The sequence below is a fragment of the Acidovorax sp. Leaf78 genome, from assembly GCF_001422735.1.
Lineage (GTDB): Bacteria > Pseudomonadota > Gammaproteobacteria > Burkholderiales > Burkholderiaceae_C > Acidovorax.
Genome location: NZ_LMLZ01000026.1, coordinates 19,850 through 38,741, shown reverse-complemented (window position 1 = coordinate 38,741; position 18,892 = coordinate 19,850). Strand labels below are relative to the sequence as shown.

At 67.6% G+C, this 18,892-nt stretch carries 18 protein-coding genes; 11 read left to right on the top strand and 7 right to left on the bottom strand.

Going from position 1 to position 18,892, the window contains the following annotated elements:
* Positions 1-83 precede the first annotated feature (83 nt).
* The gene (locus tag ASF16_RS24560) at positions 84-608 is read right to left on the bottom strand and encodes a gamma carbonic anhydrase family protein (RefSeq protein WP_056173663.1); all 525 of its coding nucleotides are present in this window, start codon (positions 606-608) and stop codon (positions 84-86) included.
* Positions 609-727: 119 nt separating this feature from the next.
* On the opposite strand from ASF16_RS24560, the gene ASF16_RS24555 reads away from it, so the two are divergent.
* From ASF16_RS24555 to ASF16_RS24545, 3 genes are all read left to right on the top strand, one after another.
* Complete coding sequence (locus tag ASF16_RS24555) at positions 728-1,537, top strand: ferritin-like domain-containing protein (RefSeq protein ID WP_056173660.1); 810 nt, start codon at positions 728-730, stop codon at positions 1,535-1,537.
* Positions 1,538-1,628: 91 nt separating this feature from the next.
* Positions 1,629-2,897 (top strand): EAL and HDOD domain-containing protein, encoded by a 1,269-nt coding sequence (locus ASF16_RS24550; RefSeq protein ID WP_056173657.1) that lies wholly within the window; start codon positions 1,629-1,631, stop codon positions 2,895-2,897.
* Positions 2,898-2,989: 92 nt separating this feature from the next.
* Positions 2,990-4,270, top strand: coding sequence for an EAL and HDOD domain-containing protein (locus tag ASF16_RS24545; protein WP_056173654.1), 1,281 nt, complete (start codon positions 2,990-2,992; stop codon positions 4,268-4,270).
* A 236-nt stretch (positions 4,271-4,506) separates the two neighbouring features.
* On the opposite strand, the gene ASF16_RS24540 is transcribed toward ASF16_RS24545, so the two are convergent.
* From ASF16_RS24540 to ASF16_RS24530, 3 genes are all read right to left on the bottom strand, one after another.
* Positions 4,507-5,472, bottom strand: a complete 966-nt coding sequence (locus ASF16_RS24540) for a tripartite tricarboxylate transporter substrate binding protein (protein WP_056173651.1) — start codon at positions 5,470-5,472, stop codon at positions 4,507-4,509.
* Positions 5,473-5,542: 70 nt separating this feature from the next.
* Positions 5,543-6,442 carry a site-specific tyrosine recombinase XerD gene (xerD, locus tag ASF16_RS24535; protein ID WP_056173648.1) on the bottom strand — a complete coding sequence of 300 codons (900 nt, stop codon included), beginning with the start codon at positions 6,440-6,442 and terminating at the stop codon, positions 5,543-5,545.
* Positions 6,443-6,583: 141 nt separating this feature from the next.
* Complete coding sequence (locus ASF16_RS24530; RefSeq protein WP_056173646.1) at positions 6,584-7,549, bottom strand: tripartite tricarboxylate transporter substrate binding protein BugE; 966 nt, start codon at positions 7,547-7,549, stop codon at positions 6,584-6,586.
* Positions 7,550-7,679: 130 nt separating this feature from the next.
* On the opposite strand from ASF16_RS24530, the gene ASF16_RS24525 reads away from it, so the two are divergent.
* Together ASF16_RS24525 and ASF16_RS24520 are read left to right on the top strand one after the other, a co-directional pair.
* Positions 7,680-8,585 (top strand): AEC family transporter, encoded by a 906-nt coding sequence (locus tag ASF16_RS24525; protein WP_056173642.1) that lies wholly within the window; start codon positions 7,680-7,682, stop codon positions 8,583-8,585.
* Entirely contained in the window at positions 8,582-9,274 is a 693-nt protein-coding gene (locus tag ASF16_RS24520) for a GDSL-type esterase/lipase family protein (RefSeq protein WP_082517134.1), read from the top strand. Before ASF16_RS24525 ends, ASF16_RS24520 begins: the two co-directional genes overlap by 4 nt.
* A 76-nt stretch (positions 9,275-9,350) precedes the next feature.
* Here ASF16_RS24520 and queG read toward each other — a convergent pair whose 3' ends face one another.
* Complete coding sequence (queG, locus tag ASF16_RS24515) at positions 9,351-10,442, bottom strand: tRNA epoxyqueuosine(34) reductase QueG (RefSeq protein ID WP_056173639.1); 1,092 nt, start codon at positions 10,440-10,442, stop codon at positions 9,351-9,353.
* Between the two features lie 12 nt (positions 10,443-10,454).
* Here queG and tsaE point away from each other — a divergent pair, with 12 nt between their 5' ends.
* The 3 genes from tsaE (at position 10,455) to ASF16_RS24500 (ending at position 12,934) form a co-directional block, all read left to right on the top strand.
* Complete coding sequence (gene tsaE / locus ASF16_RS24510) at positions 10,455-10,988, top strand: tRNA (adenosine(37)-N6)-threonylcarbamoyltransferase complex ATPase subunit type 1 TsaE (RefSeq protein ID WP_056173637.1); 534 nt, start codon at positions 10,455-10,457, stop codon at positions 10,986-10,988.
* 4 nt (positions 10,989-10,992) lie between these two features.
* A complete protein-coding gene (locus ASF16_RS24505) occupies positions 10,993-12,423 on the top strand; it encodes an N-acetylmuramoyl-L-alanine amidase (RefSeq protein ID WP_056173634.1) in 1,431 nt (476 codons plus the stop codon).
* Positions 12,424-12,595: 172 nt separating this feature from the next.
* Complete coding sequence (locus ASF16_RS24500) at positions 12,596-12,934, top strand: cupin domain-containing protein (protein WP_056173631.1); 339 nt, start codon at positions 12,596-12,598, stop codon at positions 12,932-12,934.
* A gap of 42 nt (positions 12,935-12,976) precedes the next feature.
* Here the strand turns inward: ASF16_RS24500 and ASF16_RS24495 are convergent, their stop codons facing one another.
* The gene (locus tag ASF16_RS24495; protein ID WP_056173628.1) at positions 12,977-14,542 is read right to left on the bottom strand and encodes a methyl-accepting chemotaxis protein; all 1,566 of its coding nucleotides are present in this window, start codon (positions 14,540-14,542) and stop codon (positions 12,977-12,979) included.
* A 372-nt stretch (positions 14,543-14,914) separates the two neighbouring features.
* Between ASF16_RS24495 and ASF16_RS24490 the strand changes: the two genes are divergently transcribed.
* Positions 14,915-15,154, top strand: coding sequence for a glycine zipper 2TM domain-containing protein (locus ASF16_RS24490; RefSeq protein WP_056173625.1), 240 nt, complete (start codon positions 14,915-14,917; stop codon positions 15,152-15,154).
* Positions 15,155-15,272: 118 nt separating this feature from the next.
* Here the strand turns inward: ASF16_RS24490 and ASF16_RS24485 are convergent, their stop codons facing one another.
* The gene (locus ASF16_RS24485) at positions 15,273-15,920 is read right to left on the bottom strand and encodes a DedA family protein (RefSeq protein WP_056173976.1); all 648 of its coding nucleotides are present in this window, start codon (positions 15,918-15,920) and stop codon (positions 15,273-15,275) included.
* A gap of 94 nt (positions 15,921-16,014) precedes the next feature.
* On the opposite strand from ASF16_RS24485, the gene mutL reads away from it, so the two are divergent.
* Both mutL and ASF16_RS24475 read left to right on the top strand, forming a co-directional pair.
* Entirely contained in the window at positions 16,015-18,102 is a 2,088-nt protein-coding gene (gene mutL / locus ASF16_RS24480; protein WP_056173622.1) for a DNA mismatch repair endonuclease MutL, read from the top strand.
* Between the two features lie 99 nt (positions 18,103-18,201).
* Entirely contained in the window at positions 18,202-18,852 is a 651-nt protein-coding gene (locus ASF16_RS24475) for a hypothetical protein (RefSeq protein ID WP_235507505.1), read from the top strand.
* The last annotated feature ends 40 nt before the right edge of the window (positions 18,853-18,892 follow it).

Sequence of the window (18,892 nt, the reverse complement as noted above, 5' to 3'; positions counted from 1 at the left end):
GTCGCCAGGCCACCCGGGTGCGCCGCCTCCCGCAGCGAGAGAGGCGGACAGCCGCGAAGTGGCTCAGGGGTTCGTCAATCTTTTCAGCCGATTTTATGCAGGCCGTTCTGGAAACGGCGCGCATTGTCGATGTAGTGCTGGGCGCTCTGGCGCAGGCCCTCGATCTGCTCGGGGGTGAGCTCGCGCACCGCCTTGGCGGGGCTGCCGATGATCATGGAGCCATCGGGAAATTCCTTGCCCTCGGTGACCAGCGCGCCGGCCCCCACCAGGCAGTGCCTGCCGATCTTGGCGCCGTTCAGGACCACGGCACCGATGCCGATCAGCGTCTCGTCACCGATGGTGCAGCCGTGCAGCATGACCTGGTGGCCCACCGTCACGCGCTCGCCCACCACCAGCGGCTTGCCGATGTCGGCATGCAGCACGCTGGCATCCTGGATGTTAGAGCCCGCGCCGATGGTGATGGTCTCGGTGTCGCCCCGGATCACCGTGCCGAACCACACGCTGGTGTCTTCCCCCAGTACAACGTTGCCCATCACCTGGGCACTGTCGGCCACCCACGCCGATGCCGCCAGCTGGGGCACCATGCCATCGAGTTCGTATATCGCCATGCAAGAGTCTCCGTGATGGTCGGCACGCCCAGCCGCCCTGTGTTGGTGCCCACACGCCCCCGGCCGGCGTTACAAAAGCGTGCACGATGGGCCCGGTGGCAAGGCCTAGAATTGTAAGGATGGAGCTTCGCCACCGTGCACTGCAGGTCTTGTGCCTTGCGGACCCTGAACAAAAAGCGGCTGCCGCGCTGGACCTGCATGCGCAAGCAGCTACGCTTTCGATAGCAGATAGCACCCCTACCCTGCCGCACGGCACCCACGACCGGGACCTGCCGGGCCGTCCCGAACGGCCGGAGCTGCGGCGCCACACCGACATGGCGCGGCGCTCTCCGGCCACGCCCGAGGGCCGCGCCGTGCTGATCCACGCCATTGCGCACATCGAGTTCAACGCGATCAACCTGGCGCTGGACGCCGTTTGGCGCTTTGGCGGCATGCCGCGCGCCTACTACCTCGACTGGATGCTGGTGGCGGCCGAAGAGGCACGGCACTTCAGACTGCTGCGCGACCACCTGCGCAGCCACGGGCATGACTACGGCGACTTTCCGGCCCACCAGGGGCTGTGGACGATGTGCGAGAAGACCAGCCACGACATCCTGGCCCGCATGGCGCTGGTGCCGCGCACGCTGGAGGCCCGGGGGCTCGATGCCACGCCGCAGATCCAGGCCAAGCTGCGCCAGGTGGGCGCACCCGACGCCCTGGCGGCAGTGGCCATCCTGGACATCATCCTGCGCGACGAGGTCGGCCATGTGGCCATCGGCAATCACTGGTACCGCTGGCTGTGCGAGCGCGAAGGGCACGACCCCGAGACCCACTACGGCACACTGGTGACCGAGTACGAGGCGCCGCGCCTGAAGCCCCCCTTCAACGAGGCCGCACGCCGCAAGGCAGGCTTTACCGACAACGAACTTCGCTGGCTGCAGCAGATCTGACCCCGGCGCACGGGGCCGTCCGGCGTAGCCTCCTACAATCCGCCGCGCCGGCGCCTTTGATGTCAGCCCCTCTTTCTTTCATACTCTACCCATGACCTCACCCACTGCTCCCGGCGCTACCCTCACCCCCCCGCCCCCTGGCAGCCAGACGTCGGTCGCCATGATCGCGCGGCAGGCCATCGTGAATGCGCAGCAGGTGGTGGTGGGCTACGAGCTGTTCAACCGCTCGCGCACCGGCGCCGCGCACACCGCGGCCACCGATGTCATCCTGGTGTTCACCGCGCTGTCGCACGCGGGCACCGAAGAGCTGGTGGGCAAGAAGCTGATCTTCGTCAACTGCACCCACGAGAGCCTCTCGGGCGGCCACCTGGAGTTGCTGGACCCGGACAAGGTGGTGCTGGAGATCCCGCCGCTGGGCCACACCGCGGCCGAAGAAGTCGCCACACGCATGCCCATCCTGGCCGAGCTGCGCGACCGGGGTTTTCACCTCGCGTTCAACCACACGGTGCTGCAGTCGGCCTACGCGCCGTGGCTGCCGCTGGCGGACTACATCAAGCTCGACCTCTCCGTACTGGCCCCAGACCAGCTGGCCGTGCTCATCAGCTACGCGGGACGCAACTCCAAGGCCGAACTGATCGCCGAGAAAGTCGAAACCGCCCAGCAGTACGACATGGTGTCCAGCCAGGGCGTGCAGTTGTTCCAGGGCTACTGGTTCGCGCGGCCCGCGCTGGTCGAGGCCAAGCTGCTCACCCCGTCGCAGGGGGCCATCATCGAGCTCATCAACCAGGTGCGCAAACAGGCCAGCACGGACGACATCGAAGAGACGCTCAAGAAGGATGCGGGCCTGGCCTTCAACCTCATGCGCCTGATCAACTCGGCGGGCTTCGGCCTGTCGCGCGAGATCACGTCCTTCCGCCAGGCGGTGATGCTCATGGGCCTCAAAAAGCTGTTCCGCTGGGCGGCGTTGCTGCTCACGGCCTCGCGCGCTGGCGGCACACCGTCGTCCGTGGGCCAGACCGCCGTGGAGCGCGGCCGCCTGATGGAGCTGCTGGCGCTGGAAACCCTGCCCCCGGAAGAAGCCGACCAAGCCTTCGTGGTGGGCATCTTCTCGCTGCTGGACGTGATGCTGTCCATGACTATGGAATCCGCGCTCGGCCTGCTCAACGTGCCAGAGCCCGTGGCCGCGGCCTTGCTGCGCCGCGAAGGCTTCCTGGGCGACCTGCTCACGCTGGCCGAGGCGTGCGAGTCGAGCGACGACGCAGCCTTCGACCGCACGGCCGGCCTGCTGCACCTGAGCAGCCAGCAGATCAACTTCGCCCACCTACAGGCCCTGGCCTGGGCGGACCAGGTCACGGCGTGACGCAGCGGCCGCACACCTGCAAACCAGTGCTGGGCTGCGGCGGCTGTGGGGTCTAGAATCAACGCAGCCCCGCAAACCCTACCGCAGACCCCATGTCCAGCTCACCCGAACAAGACGCCCCCGAAGCAGTTGCTCCTGCGCTCGAACCCGTCGACGAGAACATTGCCATCATTGCGCGTCAGGCCATCGTGGACGAAACCCGCGCGGTCTATGGCTACGAGCTGTTCGACCGCTCCACCGCCTCCGACGCGCACACCGCCGCCAGCGATGCGGCCCTGCTCTTCAACGCCCTGTCGTACGCGGGCACCGAAGCGCTGGTGGGCAAGAAGACTGTCTTCATCAACTGCACGCACGACAGCCTCTCGGGCGGCCACCTGGAACTGATCCACCCTGAAAAGGTGGTGCTGGAGGTGCCCCCCCTTCCCGACGGCGCCACGGCCGAAGAGATCGAAGGCCGCCTGCCCACGCTCGAAGCCCTGCGCACACGCGGCTTTCGCCTGGCGTTCGACCAACAGGCCCTGCGCCGCGCCTACACCAGCTGGCTGCCGCTGGCCGCGTTCGTCAAGCTGGACATGATGGCCTTCAAGCCCGAACTGGCCACGCCGTTGGTCAAGTTCGCCACCACCCACAGCAAGGCCACCCTGGTCGCCGAAAAGGTGGAAACCGCCGAGCAGTACGAACTGATGCGCGGCCTGGGTGTGAAGCTCTTCCAGGGCTATTGGTTCGCCAAGCCCGCGCTGGTCAAGGCCACCACCATCCGCCCGTCGCAGGCCACCATCATCCAGCTGATCAACCTGGTGCGCAAACAGGCCACGACGGCCGAGATCGAAGACCTGCTCAAGAAAGACCCCACGCTGTCTTTCAACCTGCTGCGGTTCATCAATTCGTCGGGCTTTGGCCTGTCGTGCGAGATCACCTCGTTCCGCCACGCGGTGATGATCCTGGGGCTCAAGAAGCTGTTCCGCTGGGCGGCCCTGCTGATGACCACCACCCGCGCGGGCGGTGCGCCGCCGGCCGTGGGCCAGACCGCCGTGGTGCGCGGCCGCCTGATGGAGCTGCTGGCTGCCGAGCTGCTACCGCCCGAAGAATGCGACAACGCCTTCGTGGTGGGCGTGTTCTCGCTGCTGGACACCATGCTGGGCGTGCCGCTGGAAAAGGCCCTGGAGTCCGTGGCCCTGCCCGAACCCGTGATGGACGCGCTGCTGCGCCGCACGGGCGTGTTCGCGCCGTTCCTGGAGCTGACCATCGCCTGCGAAAGCGGCGACGAAGTGGCCTTTGCCAAGAATGCAGATGCGCTGCACCTGTCCAACCGCCAAGTCAACTGGGCCCACTTGCAGGCACTGACCTGGGCTGAAGGCTTGAACGACGAGTAGGCAGATCAACCGCTGCGTGAGCGCTTCAGCGCCGTGACAAGCGTTTGCCCCTGCAAAAAGCCCTGCTCGACAGGGCTTTTTTCATTTTGCTTTCTGCTTTGTGCGATGTATTCCGGTGCATCTCGCTGCGTGACGCGTAGCAACCGCCGCAGCGCCGCCACGTGACCCGCAAGCACCGCCGCCGGTCCGGCGGCGTGCAGCTCGCCAGTTCATCCAGTCATCAACTCATCAATCCATCAATCGAGTTCCAGCTTGCGCTCGCGGATGAGCTTGGCCCATTTCTCGTTCTCACCCTTCACGAAGCTGAAAAACTCCACCGGGCCCAGTGAATGCACTTCGGAGCCCGTGGCCGCGAACTTGGCCTTGATGTCCGCTTGCGCCAGCACCTTGGCAAGCTCGGCGCTGAGTTTGTCCACCACCTCCTTGGGCAGGCCCGCAGGCCCGACCAGGCCCTGAAAGCCCACCGACTCCATCGCCCCCAGGCCCAGCTCGCCCACCGTGGGCACATCGGGCAGCTGCGGGTCGCGCCGGGGCCCGGTCACGGCCAGCGCCTTGAGCTTGCCGCCCTTGATCTGCGGCAGCAGCACCGGCCCCGCATCGATGAGCAACTGCGTCTGGCCGCCGATCAGGTCTTGCACCGCCGGCGCGCTGCCCTTGTACGGCACATGCGTCACATCTAGTCCGGTGGCCTGGTTCATGAGCTCGCCGTTCAAGTGCGTGGACGTGCCCGCGCCGCCCGACGCGAAGTTCACCTTGCCGGCGTTGGCCTTGGCCCAGGCCACCCAGTCCTTGAGGTCCTTGGCAGGGTGGTCCAGGCGTGTCACGGCGATGTAGCTCCCCTGGCTGATCTGGCCGATGTAGCTGAACTGCTTGAGCGGCTCGTAGGGCATCTTGCGCTGCAGGTAGGGCGCGATGGCGAACGGTCCGGTGTTGGCCAGCAGGATGGTGTAGCCGTCCGGCGCTGCGCGCGTGAGCTCGGTCGCGGCCAGCATGCCGCCCGCGCCCGGCTTGTAGTCGACCACGATCTGCTGCTTGAGCGCTTCCTGCAGCGGCACCTGCACCGTGCGGGCGGCAAAGTCGATGCCCCCGCCGGGCGGGTAGCCCACGATGAGGCGGATGGGCTTGGCCGACGGCCAGCCCTGGGCCATGGACAGGGTGGCCAACCCCAGCAGCAATGCGCCTGCCATCAGTTTCTTCTTCATGCTTTCGTCTCCTTGTGTTGTTGTGTGAAATCAGATCTGGCACCGCACTACCACGCACCGCAGCGCTGCGTCACCCGCGCGGATGGTGCTCCGAATGCAGCACCTTGAGCCGCTCCCGCGCCACGTGGGTGTAGATGGTGGTCGTGGAAATATCGGCATGCCCCAGCAGCAGCTGCACCACGCGCAGGTCGGCGCCGTGGTTGAGCAGGTGGGTGGCAAACGCATGGCGCAGCGTGTGGGGCGACAGCGGTACGGTGATGCCCGCCACGGCCGCCCATTTCTTGACGATGACCCAGAACATCACCCGCGTCATGCCGCTGCCTCGCTGGGTGACGAAGAGGTCGTCCGTCTGCTGACCGCCAAGGATGGCGCCGCGCGCCTCCTGCAGGTACTGGTTCAGCCACTGGCGGGCCACCTCGCCAAAGGGCACCAGGCGCTCCTTGCCACCCTTGCCCATCACGCGCAGCACGCCTTCGGCCAGGCCCAGCTGAAAGGTCTTGAGCGTCACGAGCTCGGTCACGCGCAGGCCGCTGGCGTACATCAGCTCCAGCATGGTGCGGTCGCGCACGCCCAGCGGGTTGCCCAGGTCGGGCGCGTTCAGCAGCGCCTCCACCTGCGTCTGCGACAGGGTCTTGGGCACGCGCAGCGGTTGGCGGGCGGCGGTGAGGCGCACCGTGGGGTCGGCCGTGATGCGGCGCTCGCGCAGCGCCCAGTGAAAGTAGCGGCGCAGTACCGTGAGCCGCCGGTTGGCCGTGGTGGCGCGGGTCTCTGCGTGCCGCGCCGCAAAGTAGCCGTTCAGGTGGTGCTCGGCCGTGTCGTCCAGGGCCACGGCAGGCTGCTGCGCGGCCAGCCACTGCGCATACAGCGTGAGATCGCGCCGGTAGGCCGCCAGGGTGTTGCGCGAGAGGCCGTCCTCCAGCCAGAGGGCGTCGACAAAGGCATCTATCGCATTCAGGCTGGCATCGGACATGGAAAAACGATAGCACGTAAAACCGCGGCGCTGTGCCGTACCGAGGGCCGGGAATGCCCGCCCCCAAAAACAAAGCCGCCCGGGTGAGCGGGCGGCTGGGGCAAGGCTGCGCGAGGCACCCCTGTCAGTGGTGCGGTGTGCTTATTCCAGCGTCAGCTTCTGCTTGACGACCACTTCCTTGTACACAGCAAACTCAGCCTTGATCTGCTCGGCAAACTGCTCGGGCGTGTTGCCCAGCACGATGGAGCCCGTCTCTTCGATGCGCTTCTTCACGGCCGGGTCTTCCAGCGCCTTGCGCACGCCGGCGTTGATCTTGTCCACGATGTCCTTGGGCAGGCCCTTGGGGCCGACGATGCCGTAGTAGGCCATGCGGTTCACAGGCTCCAGGCCCAGTTCCTTGAACGTTGGCACGTTGGGCAGGGCTGCCACGCGCTGGGGCGCTGCCACCACGATGGGCACCAGGCGGTTGTCCTTGATGAACGGCAGGGCCGAGGGCAGGTTGTCGAAGATCATCGGCACCTGGCCGGCCACGGTGTCGTTCAGCGCAGGGCCAGCACCACGGTAGGGGATGTGCGTGACGAAGGTGTTCGACAGGCTCTTGTACAGCTCCATCTGCAGGTGGCCGATGCCGCCCGTGCCCGACGACGAGTACGAGTACTTGCCGGGCGACTTCTTGAGCTCTGCCACGAAGGCCTTGTAGTCCTTGGCGGGGAAGTTGGGGTTCACCGCAATGATGTTGGGCGTGGCCGCGATGTTGATGACAGGCGTGAAGTCCGTCAGCGGGTTGTACGGCGTCTTGGGGTTGATGGCGGGGTTGGCCGCCGTGGTCGACACGGTGGCGATGCCCAGCGTGTAGCCGTCCGGTGCCGAGCGGGCGGTTTCCGACGCGCCCACGATGCCGCCGCCACCGGCCTTGTTCTCCACGATCACGCTCTGACCCAGGGCACGGCCCAGGGGGTCGGCGATCACGCGCGCAATGATGTCGGTGGTGCCGCCGGGTGCAAACGGCACCTGCAGCTTGATCACCTTGTTGGGGTATCCCTGGGCGGCGGCCGATCCGGCGGCCGCGGCCAGTACAGTCAGAGCAAGCCATTGACGACGATGCATTCGAGTTCTCCTTCGTGCGGGGGTACAGACAGACAGCGCCGATGGTATGCGCAATGCGTGCTGCGGCAGCCTGCGGATTCCACATAAGGGCTAACCCCAAGTCCTGTCCGGCATCAAGTATTCTCAGGCGGTGAACTACGCCCAGCTCCTGCTCCCCGACTTTTCTCTCATCCTGTGCGGCTACCTCATCTGCCGGTACACCGCGCTGAACCGGTCGGTGTGGCAACCGGTGGAGAGCCTGGTGTACTACCTGCTCTTTCCGGTGCTGCTGTTCCAGTCCATCGTGAAGAGCCCGGTGGACATCGGCGCCGCCTCGGGCCTGATCGCGGCGGGGCTGCTGTCGGGGCTGATCGGCATTGCGCTGGCCTACAGCCTGCCGCACTGGCCCTGGGTGGGCAAGCGCATCGATGTGCGCGACCATGCGGCCAGCGCGCAGGTGGCGTTCCGCTTCAACTCCTTCATTGGCCTGGCGATTGCCGAGCGCCTGGCGGGCACCGAGGGGCTGCTCATGATCGCCGTGCTGATCGGCGTGTGCGTGCCGCTGTTCAACGTGGCCGCCGTGTGGCCCATGGCGCGCAACGGCAAGCACAGCTTTCTGCGCGAACTGGCGCGCAACCCGCTCATCGTGGCCACGCTGTCGGGGCTGGTGGCCAACCTGCTCGGTTTTCAGATTCCCGATTGGGCGGCGCCCACCGTGGGCCGCATCAGCGCGGCGTCGCTGGCGCTGGGGCTCATGGCCGCCGGCGCGGGCCTGGAATTTGGCTTGCTCACGCGGGGCAAGACGCTCAGCGTGGCCGTGCTGTCCATTCGGCACCTGGTGCAACCACTCATCGCCTTCGGCATGGCGCGCCTGTTCGGGTTGAACCCGGTGCAGACCACGATGCTGCTGGCGTTCTCGGCCCTGCCCACGGCCTCCACCTGCTACGTGCTGGCCGCCCGCATGGGCTACAACGGGCCGTATGTGGCCGGCCTGGTGACCATGTCCACCTTGCTTGGCATGGTGAGCCTGCCATTTGCCCTGGGGTTCCTGCGATGACCGATGCCTGCCCTGCCGCACCTGGCACCCATGCCAATCCCACCCTGGCGCGCCGCCGCGCGCTGATGGCGGGCCTGGCTCTGCTCGCCGCTGCGCCCCTGGCCGCCTGCGGCCGCAAGGCCCCGCGCGGCCAGGCGGTGCCACCCGATGCCACCGTGCTGGCGCTGGGCGACTCGCTGACCTCCGGCGTGGGCGCATCGGCCGATACGGCCTACCCTGCCGTACTGCAGCGGCTGACGGGCTGGAAGGTGGTCAACGGCGGCGTGTCGGGCGACACCTCGGCCCAGGCGCTGGAGCGCCTGCCCGCACTACTGCAAAAGCACCAGCCGGCGCTCGTGATCGTCGGCATTGGCGGCAACGACTTTCTGCGCCGCCAGAGCGCCACCGCCACACGCGCCAACATCCGCAGCATCTGCACGCAGGCCCGCGCCAGCGGCGCCCAGGTGGTGCTGGTGGCCGTGCCCGAGCTGTCGTTTCTGGCAGCCTCGGCCGGCCTGCTGAGCGACCATGCGATGTACGAAGAGATTGCCAGCGAGCTGAAGATCCCCCTGCACAGCAAGGGCTGGTCCACGGTGCTGGCCGACGCGAGCCTGCGGTCCGACCAGATCCACGCCAACGCTACAGGCTACGAGCGGTTTGCGCAGGGGCTGGTGGAGACGCTCAAAAGCGCGGGGCTGCTGGTGCGTTGATGCGTTGATGCGTTGATGCACCAACTATCATTTTGATAGCTGCTAGCGCTTACCCATCAAGCGGCAGAGGCCCTTTTCATTCAAACTCCCGACCCAGCGCCCACGCCACGTGCTCGCGCACCAGGGCGCTTTCATGGTCCGCCCGCGACTGCAGCGCCGTCCGCAAGCTGCCATCTCCCGTGGCCTTGAGCGCATTGCCCAGCGCCACCGCCACATTGCGCAGCCAGCGCTCGTGCCCGATGCGCCGGATGGGCCCACCCTCGGTCATGCGCAAAAAGGTGGCCTCGTCCCACGCGAACAAATGCACCAGCTGCTGGCCCGACAACCCCTGGCGCTCGTCGAAATCGGGGAGCCGGCTGACCTGCGCGAACTTGTTCCAGGGGCAGATGAGCTGGCAGTCGTCGCAGCCGTAGATGCGGTTGCCCAGCAGCGGCCGCAGCTCCAGCGGTATGGCCCCGGCGTGCTCGATGGTGAGGTACGAGATGCAGCGCCGCGCATCGATGCGGTGCGGCGCGATGATGGCCTGCGTGGGGCACACGTCGATGCAGGCACTGCAGCTGCCGCAATGCGCGGTGACGGGCGCGCTCTCGGGCAGCGCCATGTCCACGTAGATCTCGCCCAGGAAGAACATCGACCCCGCCTCGCGGTTGAGCACCAGCGTGTGCTTGCCGCGCCATCCTTGCCCGCTGCGCGCGGCCAGCTCGGCCTCCAGCACCGGGGCGGAGTCGGTGAACACGCGGTGGCCGAACGGGCCGATGGCCTCGGCGATGCGGTCGCTCAGCTTCTGCAGCCGGGCGCGCAGCACCTTGTGGTAGTCACGCCCCCGGGCATAGACCGAGACGATGGCCTCGTGCGGGCGGGTCAGCCGTGCCAGCTCGTGGGCCTGCCAGGCGGGCCCCGCGCCTTGGCTGCCTTCTTCCGCCGAACCCTGGCCCGCCGCCTGCCCGGTGTACCGCGGCAAATAATCCATGCGCGCCGTGATCACGCTCACCGTCCCGGGCACCAGCTCGGACGGGCGGGCGCGTTTGAGGCCGTGCGATGCCATGTAATGCATCTCGCCATGGAACCCCTGCGCCAGCCAGGCCGAAAGCCCGGGCTCTGCAGCGGACAAGTCCACCCCCGCCACGCCGATTTGGGAAAATCCCAGTTCGCGGGCCCACTCCTGCATTTGAGGAACGAGTTGACTGTTGCACCACATACCGGCCAGATTGTAGAAAGCGGCACGCCCGGCGCCGCCGAACCCGCCCGCCATTTCACCTGGCACAGCGAGGACGACACCGCCGCCTTTGCCCGCCGCCTTGCCGCGCAGCCCCAGTTGGCCAACGCGTTTGTCACGCTGCACGGCGACCTGGGCGCCGGCAAGACCACGCTGGTGCGCCACCTGCTGCGTGCCCTGGGCGTGGAGGGCCGCATCAAGAGCCCCACCTACGCCGTGGTGGAGCCGCACGAGGCGCCGGGCCTTGCGCCGCATGCGACCACGGTCTGGCACTTCGACTTCTACCGCTTCGACGACCCGCGCGAGTGGGAAGACGCCGGATTCAGGGACATTTTTGCCAACCCCGGCCTCAAGGTGGCAGAATGGCCGGAAAAGGCTGCAGCGCTGACGCCGCCTGCAGACCTTGCTATACACATTGAAGCAATTGACGATACCGAAAGGACCGTCACGGTGCACGCCCATACGGCCTACGGCCTCCACCTGCTGCAAGGACTCTGAACGAATGACTCTGCCCCCCCGCCCGGCGCCGCGCCAGCCATCCCGCCGCACGCTGCTGCAGGCGGGCAGCCTGGTCCTTTTGCTGGGCACGCAGCAGATCGCCCGTGGCGCCACCATCCTCGCAGTGCGGGTTTGGCCCGCCCCTGAATACTCCCGCGTGACCATCGAATCCGACGGCGCGCTGGTGGCCAAGCAGTTCTTCGTGACCACGCCGCCGCGCCTGGCCGTGGACATCGAAGGCATCGACCTGAGCCCCGAACTGCGCGAGCTGGTGGCCAAGGTCAAGCCCGACGACCCGAACATCGCCGGCATCCGCGTGGGCCAAAACGCGCCCGGCGTGGTGCGCCTGGTGGTGGACCTGAAGCAGGCCGCCATGCCCCAGGTGTTCACCCTGCCGCCCGTGGCCGCCTACCAGCACCGCCTGGTGTTCGACCTGTACCCGGCCGCCCCGGTGGACCCGCTCGAAGCACTGATCGCCGAGCGCCTGCGCGACGTACCCGCCGCCGGCAAAACGCTGCCTGCGCCGCCCACCGTCACCGCACGCACCGGCCCCCAGCCGCCCGCCGAAACCGACCCGCTGGGGGACTTGATCGCCCAGCGCAGCCAGCGCCCTGGGCCGCCCGGTGCACCGCCACCACCTGTGGTGGCCGCAGCGCCGCCACCGGCCGAGCCTGCGCGCCCCACAACCAATAGGGCCACTTCGACGCAGACCGACCGCATCATCATCGTGGCACTGGACCCCGGCCACGGCGGCGAAGACCCCGGCGCCATCGGACCGGCCGGCACGCGTGAGAAGGACGTGGTGCTGCGCGTGGCCCACCTGCTGCGCGACCGCATCAACGCCACCACGGTGGGCGGCAACCCGATGCGCGCCTTCCTCACGCGCGACGGCGACTTCTTCGTGCCGCTGGGCGTGCGCGTGCAAAAGGCCCGGCGCGTGCAGGCCGACCTGTTCGTCTCCATCCATGCCGATGCCTTCACCACCCCGGCCGCACGTGGCGCCAGCGTGTTCGCACTGAGCCAGGGCGGCGCCTCCAGTACCGCCGCGCGCTGGCTGGCCAACAAGGAAAACCAGGCCGACCTGGTGGGCGGCATCAACGTGCAGTCCAAGGACCAGCATGTGCAGCGCGCGCTGCTGGACATGAGCACCACTGCGCAGATCAACGACAGCCTGAAACTCGGCAGCGTGCTGCTGGGCGAGATCGGCGGCATGGCCAAACTGCACAAGCCCCGCGTGGAGCAGGCAGGCTTTGCCGTGCTCAAGGCCCCCGACATCCCCAGCGTGCTGGTGGAAACCGCCTTCATCAGCAACCCCGAAGAAGAGCAGCGCCTGCGCAGCAGCGCCTACCAGGAGCAGCTGGCCGATGCGCTGATGCGCGGTATCACGCGCTACTTTGCCAAGAACCCGCCGCTGGCGCGCAGCCGCTCGGTGTAAGAGCCTGATGACAATCTCGCAGGGGATGGATGGAGATCGTCAACAGACTCCAGGTCCCCTGCCTTGCGCGGACCGCCAAGAGCGGGCAAAGTAGCCTGCATCATCCACACCGCGCGTGCAGTCCCGCCCCTCTGTGCAGACCCGTGCGCCACGGCCCCCAAGGAGACATGCCATGGCACTGCCCCACGCCCAATCCGGCCAGATCGTCAGCGTTCGCCCACTGGGTGATCACCTGCCCGAATCCATCACCACCGCCATCCTGAAGGCGGGTCAGCTCGAGGTCATCCGCGTGGTGCTGCCGGTGGGCAAATCCATGAAAGAACACCAGACCCCGGGCGAAGCCACGGTGCAATGCATCGAAGGCGTGGTGGAGTTCATGAACGAGGGCACGGTGCAGCAACTGCGCGCCGGCGACTTCGTGCACCTGGCGCCGCGCATGCTGCATGCACTGAAAGCCGTGCAGCCTGCGTCGCTGCTGGTCACCCTGTGCCTGCAGCCGGGCGAGCGCTGAACACCTGGCACACGTTCCGCTCTTTCGCCCAGCCCTTTAAAGCTACACGCGGAACACGCTCACCACCTGGGCCAGCCGCGAAGCCTGGTGCTTGAGGCTGTCGGCCGCTGCGGCGCTTTGCTCTACCAGCGCGGCGTTTTGCTGAGTGACCTGATCGAGCTGGGTCACCGCCTCGCCCACCTGGCTGATGCCGATGGTCTGCTCGCCCGTCGCGCTCGAAATCTCGCCGATCAGATCGCTCACGCGTTTGACCTGTGTGACGATGTCTTCCATGCTCTGGCCGGCATTGCTCACCAGCTGCGTGCCATCGTCCACCCTGGACACGCTGGCGTTGATCAGGGCCTTGATCTCCTTGGCCGCATCGGCGCTACGCCCGGCCAGGCTGCGCACCTCGCTGGCCACCACCGCGAAGCCCCGGCCCTGCTCGCCCGCGCGGGCGGCCTCCACGGCGGCATTCAACGCCAGGATATTGGTCTGGAACGCGATGCCATCGATCACCGCGATGATGTCGGTGATCTTGCGCGACGCGGCCGAGATGTCTTGCATGGTGGCCACCACCTGGCCCACCACTTCGCCGCCCTTCACGGCCGCGGCCGATGCCGTGCCCGCCAGCACCGCGGCGCGCTGCGCGGTGTCGGAGTTGTTCTTCACGGTGCTCGTGATCTCTTCCATCGACGCGGCGGTCTCCTCCAGGTTGGCCGCCTGTTCTTCGGTGCGCTGGCTCAGGTCGGCGTTGCCCGCGGCGATCTCGCTGGAGCCCGTGGCAATGCTGTCGCTGCTGTGGCGCACGTCGCCCACGATGCGCACCAGCGAGGCCTGCATGGTTTGCATCGCCTGCATCATCCGCGCCACCTCGCCCCGGCCCTGCGCATGGATGGGTTGCGACAAATCGCCCTCGCCGATGCGCTGGGCCACAGAGGCCACTTCGTTCAGTGACCGGCGGATGCGCTGCACGACCACCACCGACAGCACCACCAGCAGCGCCAGCCCGGCCACGCCCGCCACCAGCACCGTCGTGCGGTACGAACTGATCAGCGAAGCCGCCTCGCCAGCCTGCTCGGCCGAGCGCTGCACCTGGTAGGCCACCATCTTGTCGGCCACGGTGTTGTACTGGTTGAGCACCGGTGCGAACGTGCCCAGGGCGTAGCTCTTGGCCTGCGCCATGTCGCCCGCCTTCTTGAGGGCCAGGGACTTGTCGCGGGCCTCCAGGTAGTTCTTGCGCACGGCGGCCAGCTCCTCCTGGATGCGCAGCCCTTCGGGACTTTTCTCGAGCTCGGTGTAGCGCTTTTGCACCGTGCTGGTGTCTGCCGTGGTGGCGGCCACCATGTCCTTGAAGTAGTTCTGCAGGTCGTCACCGTCGCTCTGCGCAATGGAGAACACACGCGTGGAGTTGACGGCGATGTTGCTGCGCCAGCGCAGGGCCAGCTGCAGCCGCTCGACCTGCTCGGTCGCCAGCTGGTCGACGGTGCGGCCCAGGGTCTGCACCCGCACCAGGCTCAGCGCCAGGACGATCACCAGCGCCAGCACCGCCACCCCGACGATGAGGCTGATCTGCTGCGCGACGGTGAGCTGGGGGCCTTGCCCCGCGGAGTTGGTGTGCTGGCCCATCGTGGTATCCCCTGGTTGGCCGCGTTGTGTTCGCGGCTTGTGTTCATGACCGATCAATGATCTGTCTGCGCCGCAGGCTTGGCAACGGGGGCGACGCCTCGTAAACCCTAAGAAATGAAGCAAATCGACGCTGCGGTTCATCCCCTGCCATCACCTCGCCACGGGCAATGCTGCGGCATTGCTGCGCGACGTACGGGCCCCAGCGGATCACGCCTGGCCGTCAGGCGCGGCGCGGCATGTCCTACAGGCTCCGCCCCAGCTTGCCTACGCCAGCAGCACGGTGCGCGGGGGATATTTCAGTCACAGGTCGAGTTGAGCAGAACCCGCTGCACAGCTGCAAGGCCTGAATCCACACCACAAAGGACTCTTGCCATGAAAATCCGTCACATCCTCCTTGCGACCACTTGCACCGCGGCCCTTGCCCTGGGTGGTTGTGCTTCCAACCCCACCAATGCCCAAGTGGGTACCGGCGTAGGCGCCGTGGTCGGCGGTGCCGCGGGCAATGCCATCTTCGGCGGCCCCGTGGGCACCATTGGCGGCGCAGCAGCCGGCGCGCTGGTGGGGCATGAAATCGGTGAAGACCGCGACCAACGCCGTGGATATCGCCGTTAATTTGCTTCACAACCACCATCACCGCCCGCCCGGGCGAATGATGGCGGCGTAAAAAAACTCCTGGCACTCGTACACCGAGCGCCAGGAGTTTTGCTTTGAGGGCCCTGTGGGCGATGCTTCAGGCGGCCTTGGCAGCCCGCCCGGCGCGCCAGGCACCGAAGATCGCGATCAGCCCGGGGATGAAGATCATGGCCCAGATGATCTTGTCTAGGTTGTCCTTCACCCAGGCAAAGTTGCCGAAGAAGTAGCCTGCGGTGCAAATGCCCAGCACCCACAGCAGCGCACCGCCCACATTGAAGGCGGTGAACTTGGCACGGTTCATCTCGGCCACACCCGCCACGAAGGGTGCGAAGGTGCGGATGAAGGGCATGAAGCGCGCCAGGATGATCGTGACGCCGCCGTAGCGTTCATAAAAATCATGCGCCTGGTTGAACGCACGGCGGTTGAACCAGCGCGAGTCCTCCCACTGGAACACCTTGGGCCCGAAGTACCGCCCGATCGAGTAGTTGCACTGGTCGCCCAGGATGGCCGCCGCGATCAGCACCACGCACGCGATGGGCAGGCTCATCAGCCCCGCCCCGCACAGCGCCCCGACGATGAACAGCAGCGAGTCGCCCGGCAAGAACGGCATGACCACCACGCCGGTTTCCACGAACACGATGAGAAACAGCAGCGCGTACACCCACGGGCCGTACGCTTGCACGAACGCCTCGAGGTACTTGTCCACATGCAGGATGAAATCGATGAGAAAGGTGACAAGTTCCATGGGGCTGGTGTTGAAAAAAGCAGCGGGCATTATCCCCAGCCCGCCGGGGTGACCCGCAAAGCCCCTGCGCGAGCCCGGCCCTAAAATCCACCGGGTGAACGACACCACCGCCCCCCTCGCCACGGCCCTGCCGGCCAGCGCCCCCATCCCCCCTCGCCGCCCCATCCGCGACCTGCCCGACGAGCTGATCAGCCAGATCGCGGCCGGCGAAGTGGTGGAGCGCCCCGCGTCCGTGGTGCGCGAGCTGGTGGACAACGCGCTCGATGCCGGCGCCACGCAGATCACCGTGCGGCTGTCCGCAGGCGGCGTGCGCCTGATCACCGTGGAAGACGATGGCGGCGGCATTCCGCACGAGGAACTGCCTGTGGCGCTGCGCCGCCACGCCACCAGCAAGATCACCAACCTGAACGACCTGGAAACCGTGGCCACGATGGGCTTTCGGGGCGAGGCGCTGGCGGCCATCGCCTCGGTGTCCGAGATGTCCCTGCTCTCGCGCCCTGCCGCGCAAGCCAACGCCTTTTTGCTGGACGCGCGCAGCGGCGAGCTGCGCCCTGCTGCCCGCGGCACGGGCACCACGGTGGAGGTCAAGGAGCTTTTCTTTTCCACCCCGGCGCGCCGCAAGTTCCTGAAGACCGATGCCACGGAGCTTGCGCACTGCATAGAGTCCGTGCGCCGCCACGCGCTGGCGCGGCCCGATGTGGGCTTTGCCATCTGGCACGAAGGCAAGCTGGTGGAGCAGTGGCGCGCGACCTTCGTGCCGGGCAAGGCCAGCGCCAACGGCCTGCAGGATGCGCTGGCGCGGCGCCTGTCGGACGTGCTGGGCGAAGACTTCGTGGCGCAGTCGGTCGCCGTACAGCACCGCGTGGGCCCGGTGGTCGTGACCGGCCGCGCGGGCCTGCCCGACGCCGCACGCTCGCGCGCCGACCACCAGTACTGCTATGTCAATGGCCGCTTCGTGCGCGACAAGGTGCTGACCCACGCCGCGCGCAGCGCGTACGAAGACGTGCTGCATGGCCACAAGCAGCCGGTGTATGCGCTGTATGTAGAGATCGACCCGGCGCGCGTGGACGTGAACGTGCACCCCACCAAGATCGAGGTGCGCTTTCGCGACAGCCGCGAAGTGCACCAGGCGGTGCGCCATGCGGTGGAAAACGCGCTGGCCGCACCACGCGCCGCAGCGCTGGCCGCGGCAGCCGCCGCAGCCTCTGCCGAGGGCGATGCGAGCCCCGCGGACGACAGCGCTGCCGTTGTGACGTCAAAACAGGCGCTACCGCGCACCTGGCAAGCGCAATCCGCTATCAGATTTGAAGAACGTGGCCACCAGGTGGCCGACCTGCAGGCACTCTGGGGCCCGCGCAAGGACCCTGCTGCGGCCAGCGCGCCAGGCGGCCAGGCCCTGTGGCAAGGCACGCAGGGGCCGCTGGGGCAGCCAGGACAGGACAGGCCCGCTGGCGAATCGGCCGAGGCACCGCCCTGGAGCTCTCCAGCTACCGCGTTCCCGCCGCCAGCCGCTGCACCACTCAGCGCCAATGCCATGGCAGGCAGCGCACCCGCCGGCACCGGCCGAGACACCCCAGAGACCACCTGGCCCCTGGGCCGCGCCGTGGCACAGTTGCACGGCGTGTACATCCTGGCCGAGAACGCGCAGGGCATGATCATCGTGGACATGCACGCCGCGCACGAACGCATCGTGTACGAACGCCTCAAATCCCAGGTGGACAGCGGCGCGCGCATTGCCAGCCAGCCGCTGCTGATCCCTGCCACTTTCGCCGCCACGGCCGAAGAAGTCGCCACCGCCGAAGAATCCACCGAGGTCCTCGCCCTGCTGGGCCTGGAGGTGGTGCCGTTCTCGCCCAAGACCCTGGCCGTGCGGGCCGTGCCCACCACGCTGGCCACCGCGTCGGGCTTTGGCGACCCGGTCGAGCTGGCCCGCAGCGTGCTGGCCGAACTGGCCGCGCACGACGCGACCACCGTGGTGCAGCGCGCCCGCAACGAGATCCTGGGCACCATGGCCTGCCACGGCGCGGTGCGGGCCAACCGCCGGCTCACCATCGACGAGATGAACGCGCTGCTGCGCCAGATGGAGACCACCGACCGCAGCGACCAGTGCAACCACGGCCGGCCCACGTGGCGGCAGTTGTCGATGAAGGAACTGGACGCGCTGTTCCTGCGCGGTCGGTAGGTCCCTTCCCAGAACCACACTGCTGTTCCCCGCGCTATTCGCATAGCCAGAGTCTTCCAGCCAATGCAGCCGTCCCACCACCGCCAGCCCCATCCCGCCATGTCCGCAGTGCCCGCCGTACTGGCAGCGCTCTGCCTGGCCTTGCCCCCCGCCCACGCAGGGCGTCCGCTCACCGTGGACGATGCGGGTGTGGATGAGGTGGGCCAGGGCCACATCGAAGCCTGGTGGGAAGGCCAGCGCGGGCAGCGCGGCACCGTCTATGCAGCGCCGGCCTTCACGCCCATCGAAGGGCTGGAGCTGGGCGCCCTGCTGGCGCGCGACTTGGGAGAGCGCCACACGCTGCAGGGGGTACAGGCCAAGTGGCTGTGGAGCCCCGCGCAGACCGACGGCTGCAACGCCGCCAGCTCCGCAGGCATCACCCACCGCAGGCAGCCCGGGGGCCACAGCGGGGGCAGCGTGGTGGCGCTGAACCTCATCGGCACCTGCGCCGCGCCGTGGGGTGTGGCCAACGCCAACCTGGGCACCCTGCGCGAGCGCGGCCAGTCCTGGCGTGGCACCTGGGGCGTGTCCCTGGAGCGCAGCTGGGGCGCCATCACGCCGCATGTGGAGGCCTTCGGCGTCCAGCACAGCGCGCCCGTGTTTCAGGCGGGAGCGCGTTGGGAATGGGCACCGGGTCGCCAGCTGGATGCCACGGTGGGCCGCCAACAGGGTCGCACGCTGCTGAGCGTGGGGTTCGCAGCGGGCTTCTGACGGGCGCGCCGGACAGGCCCCTGGGGCCCACCTTTGGCTG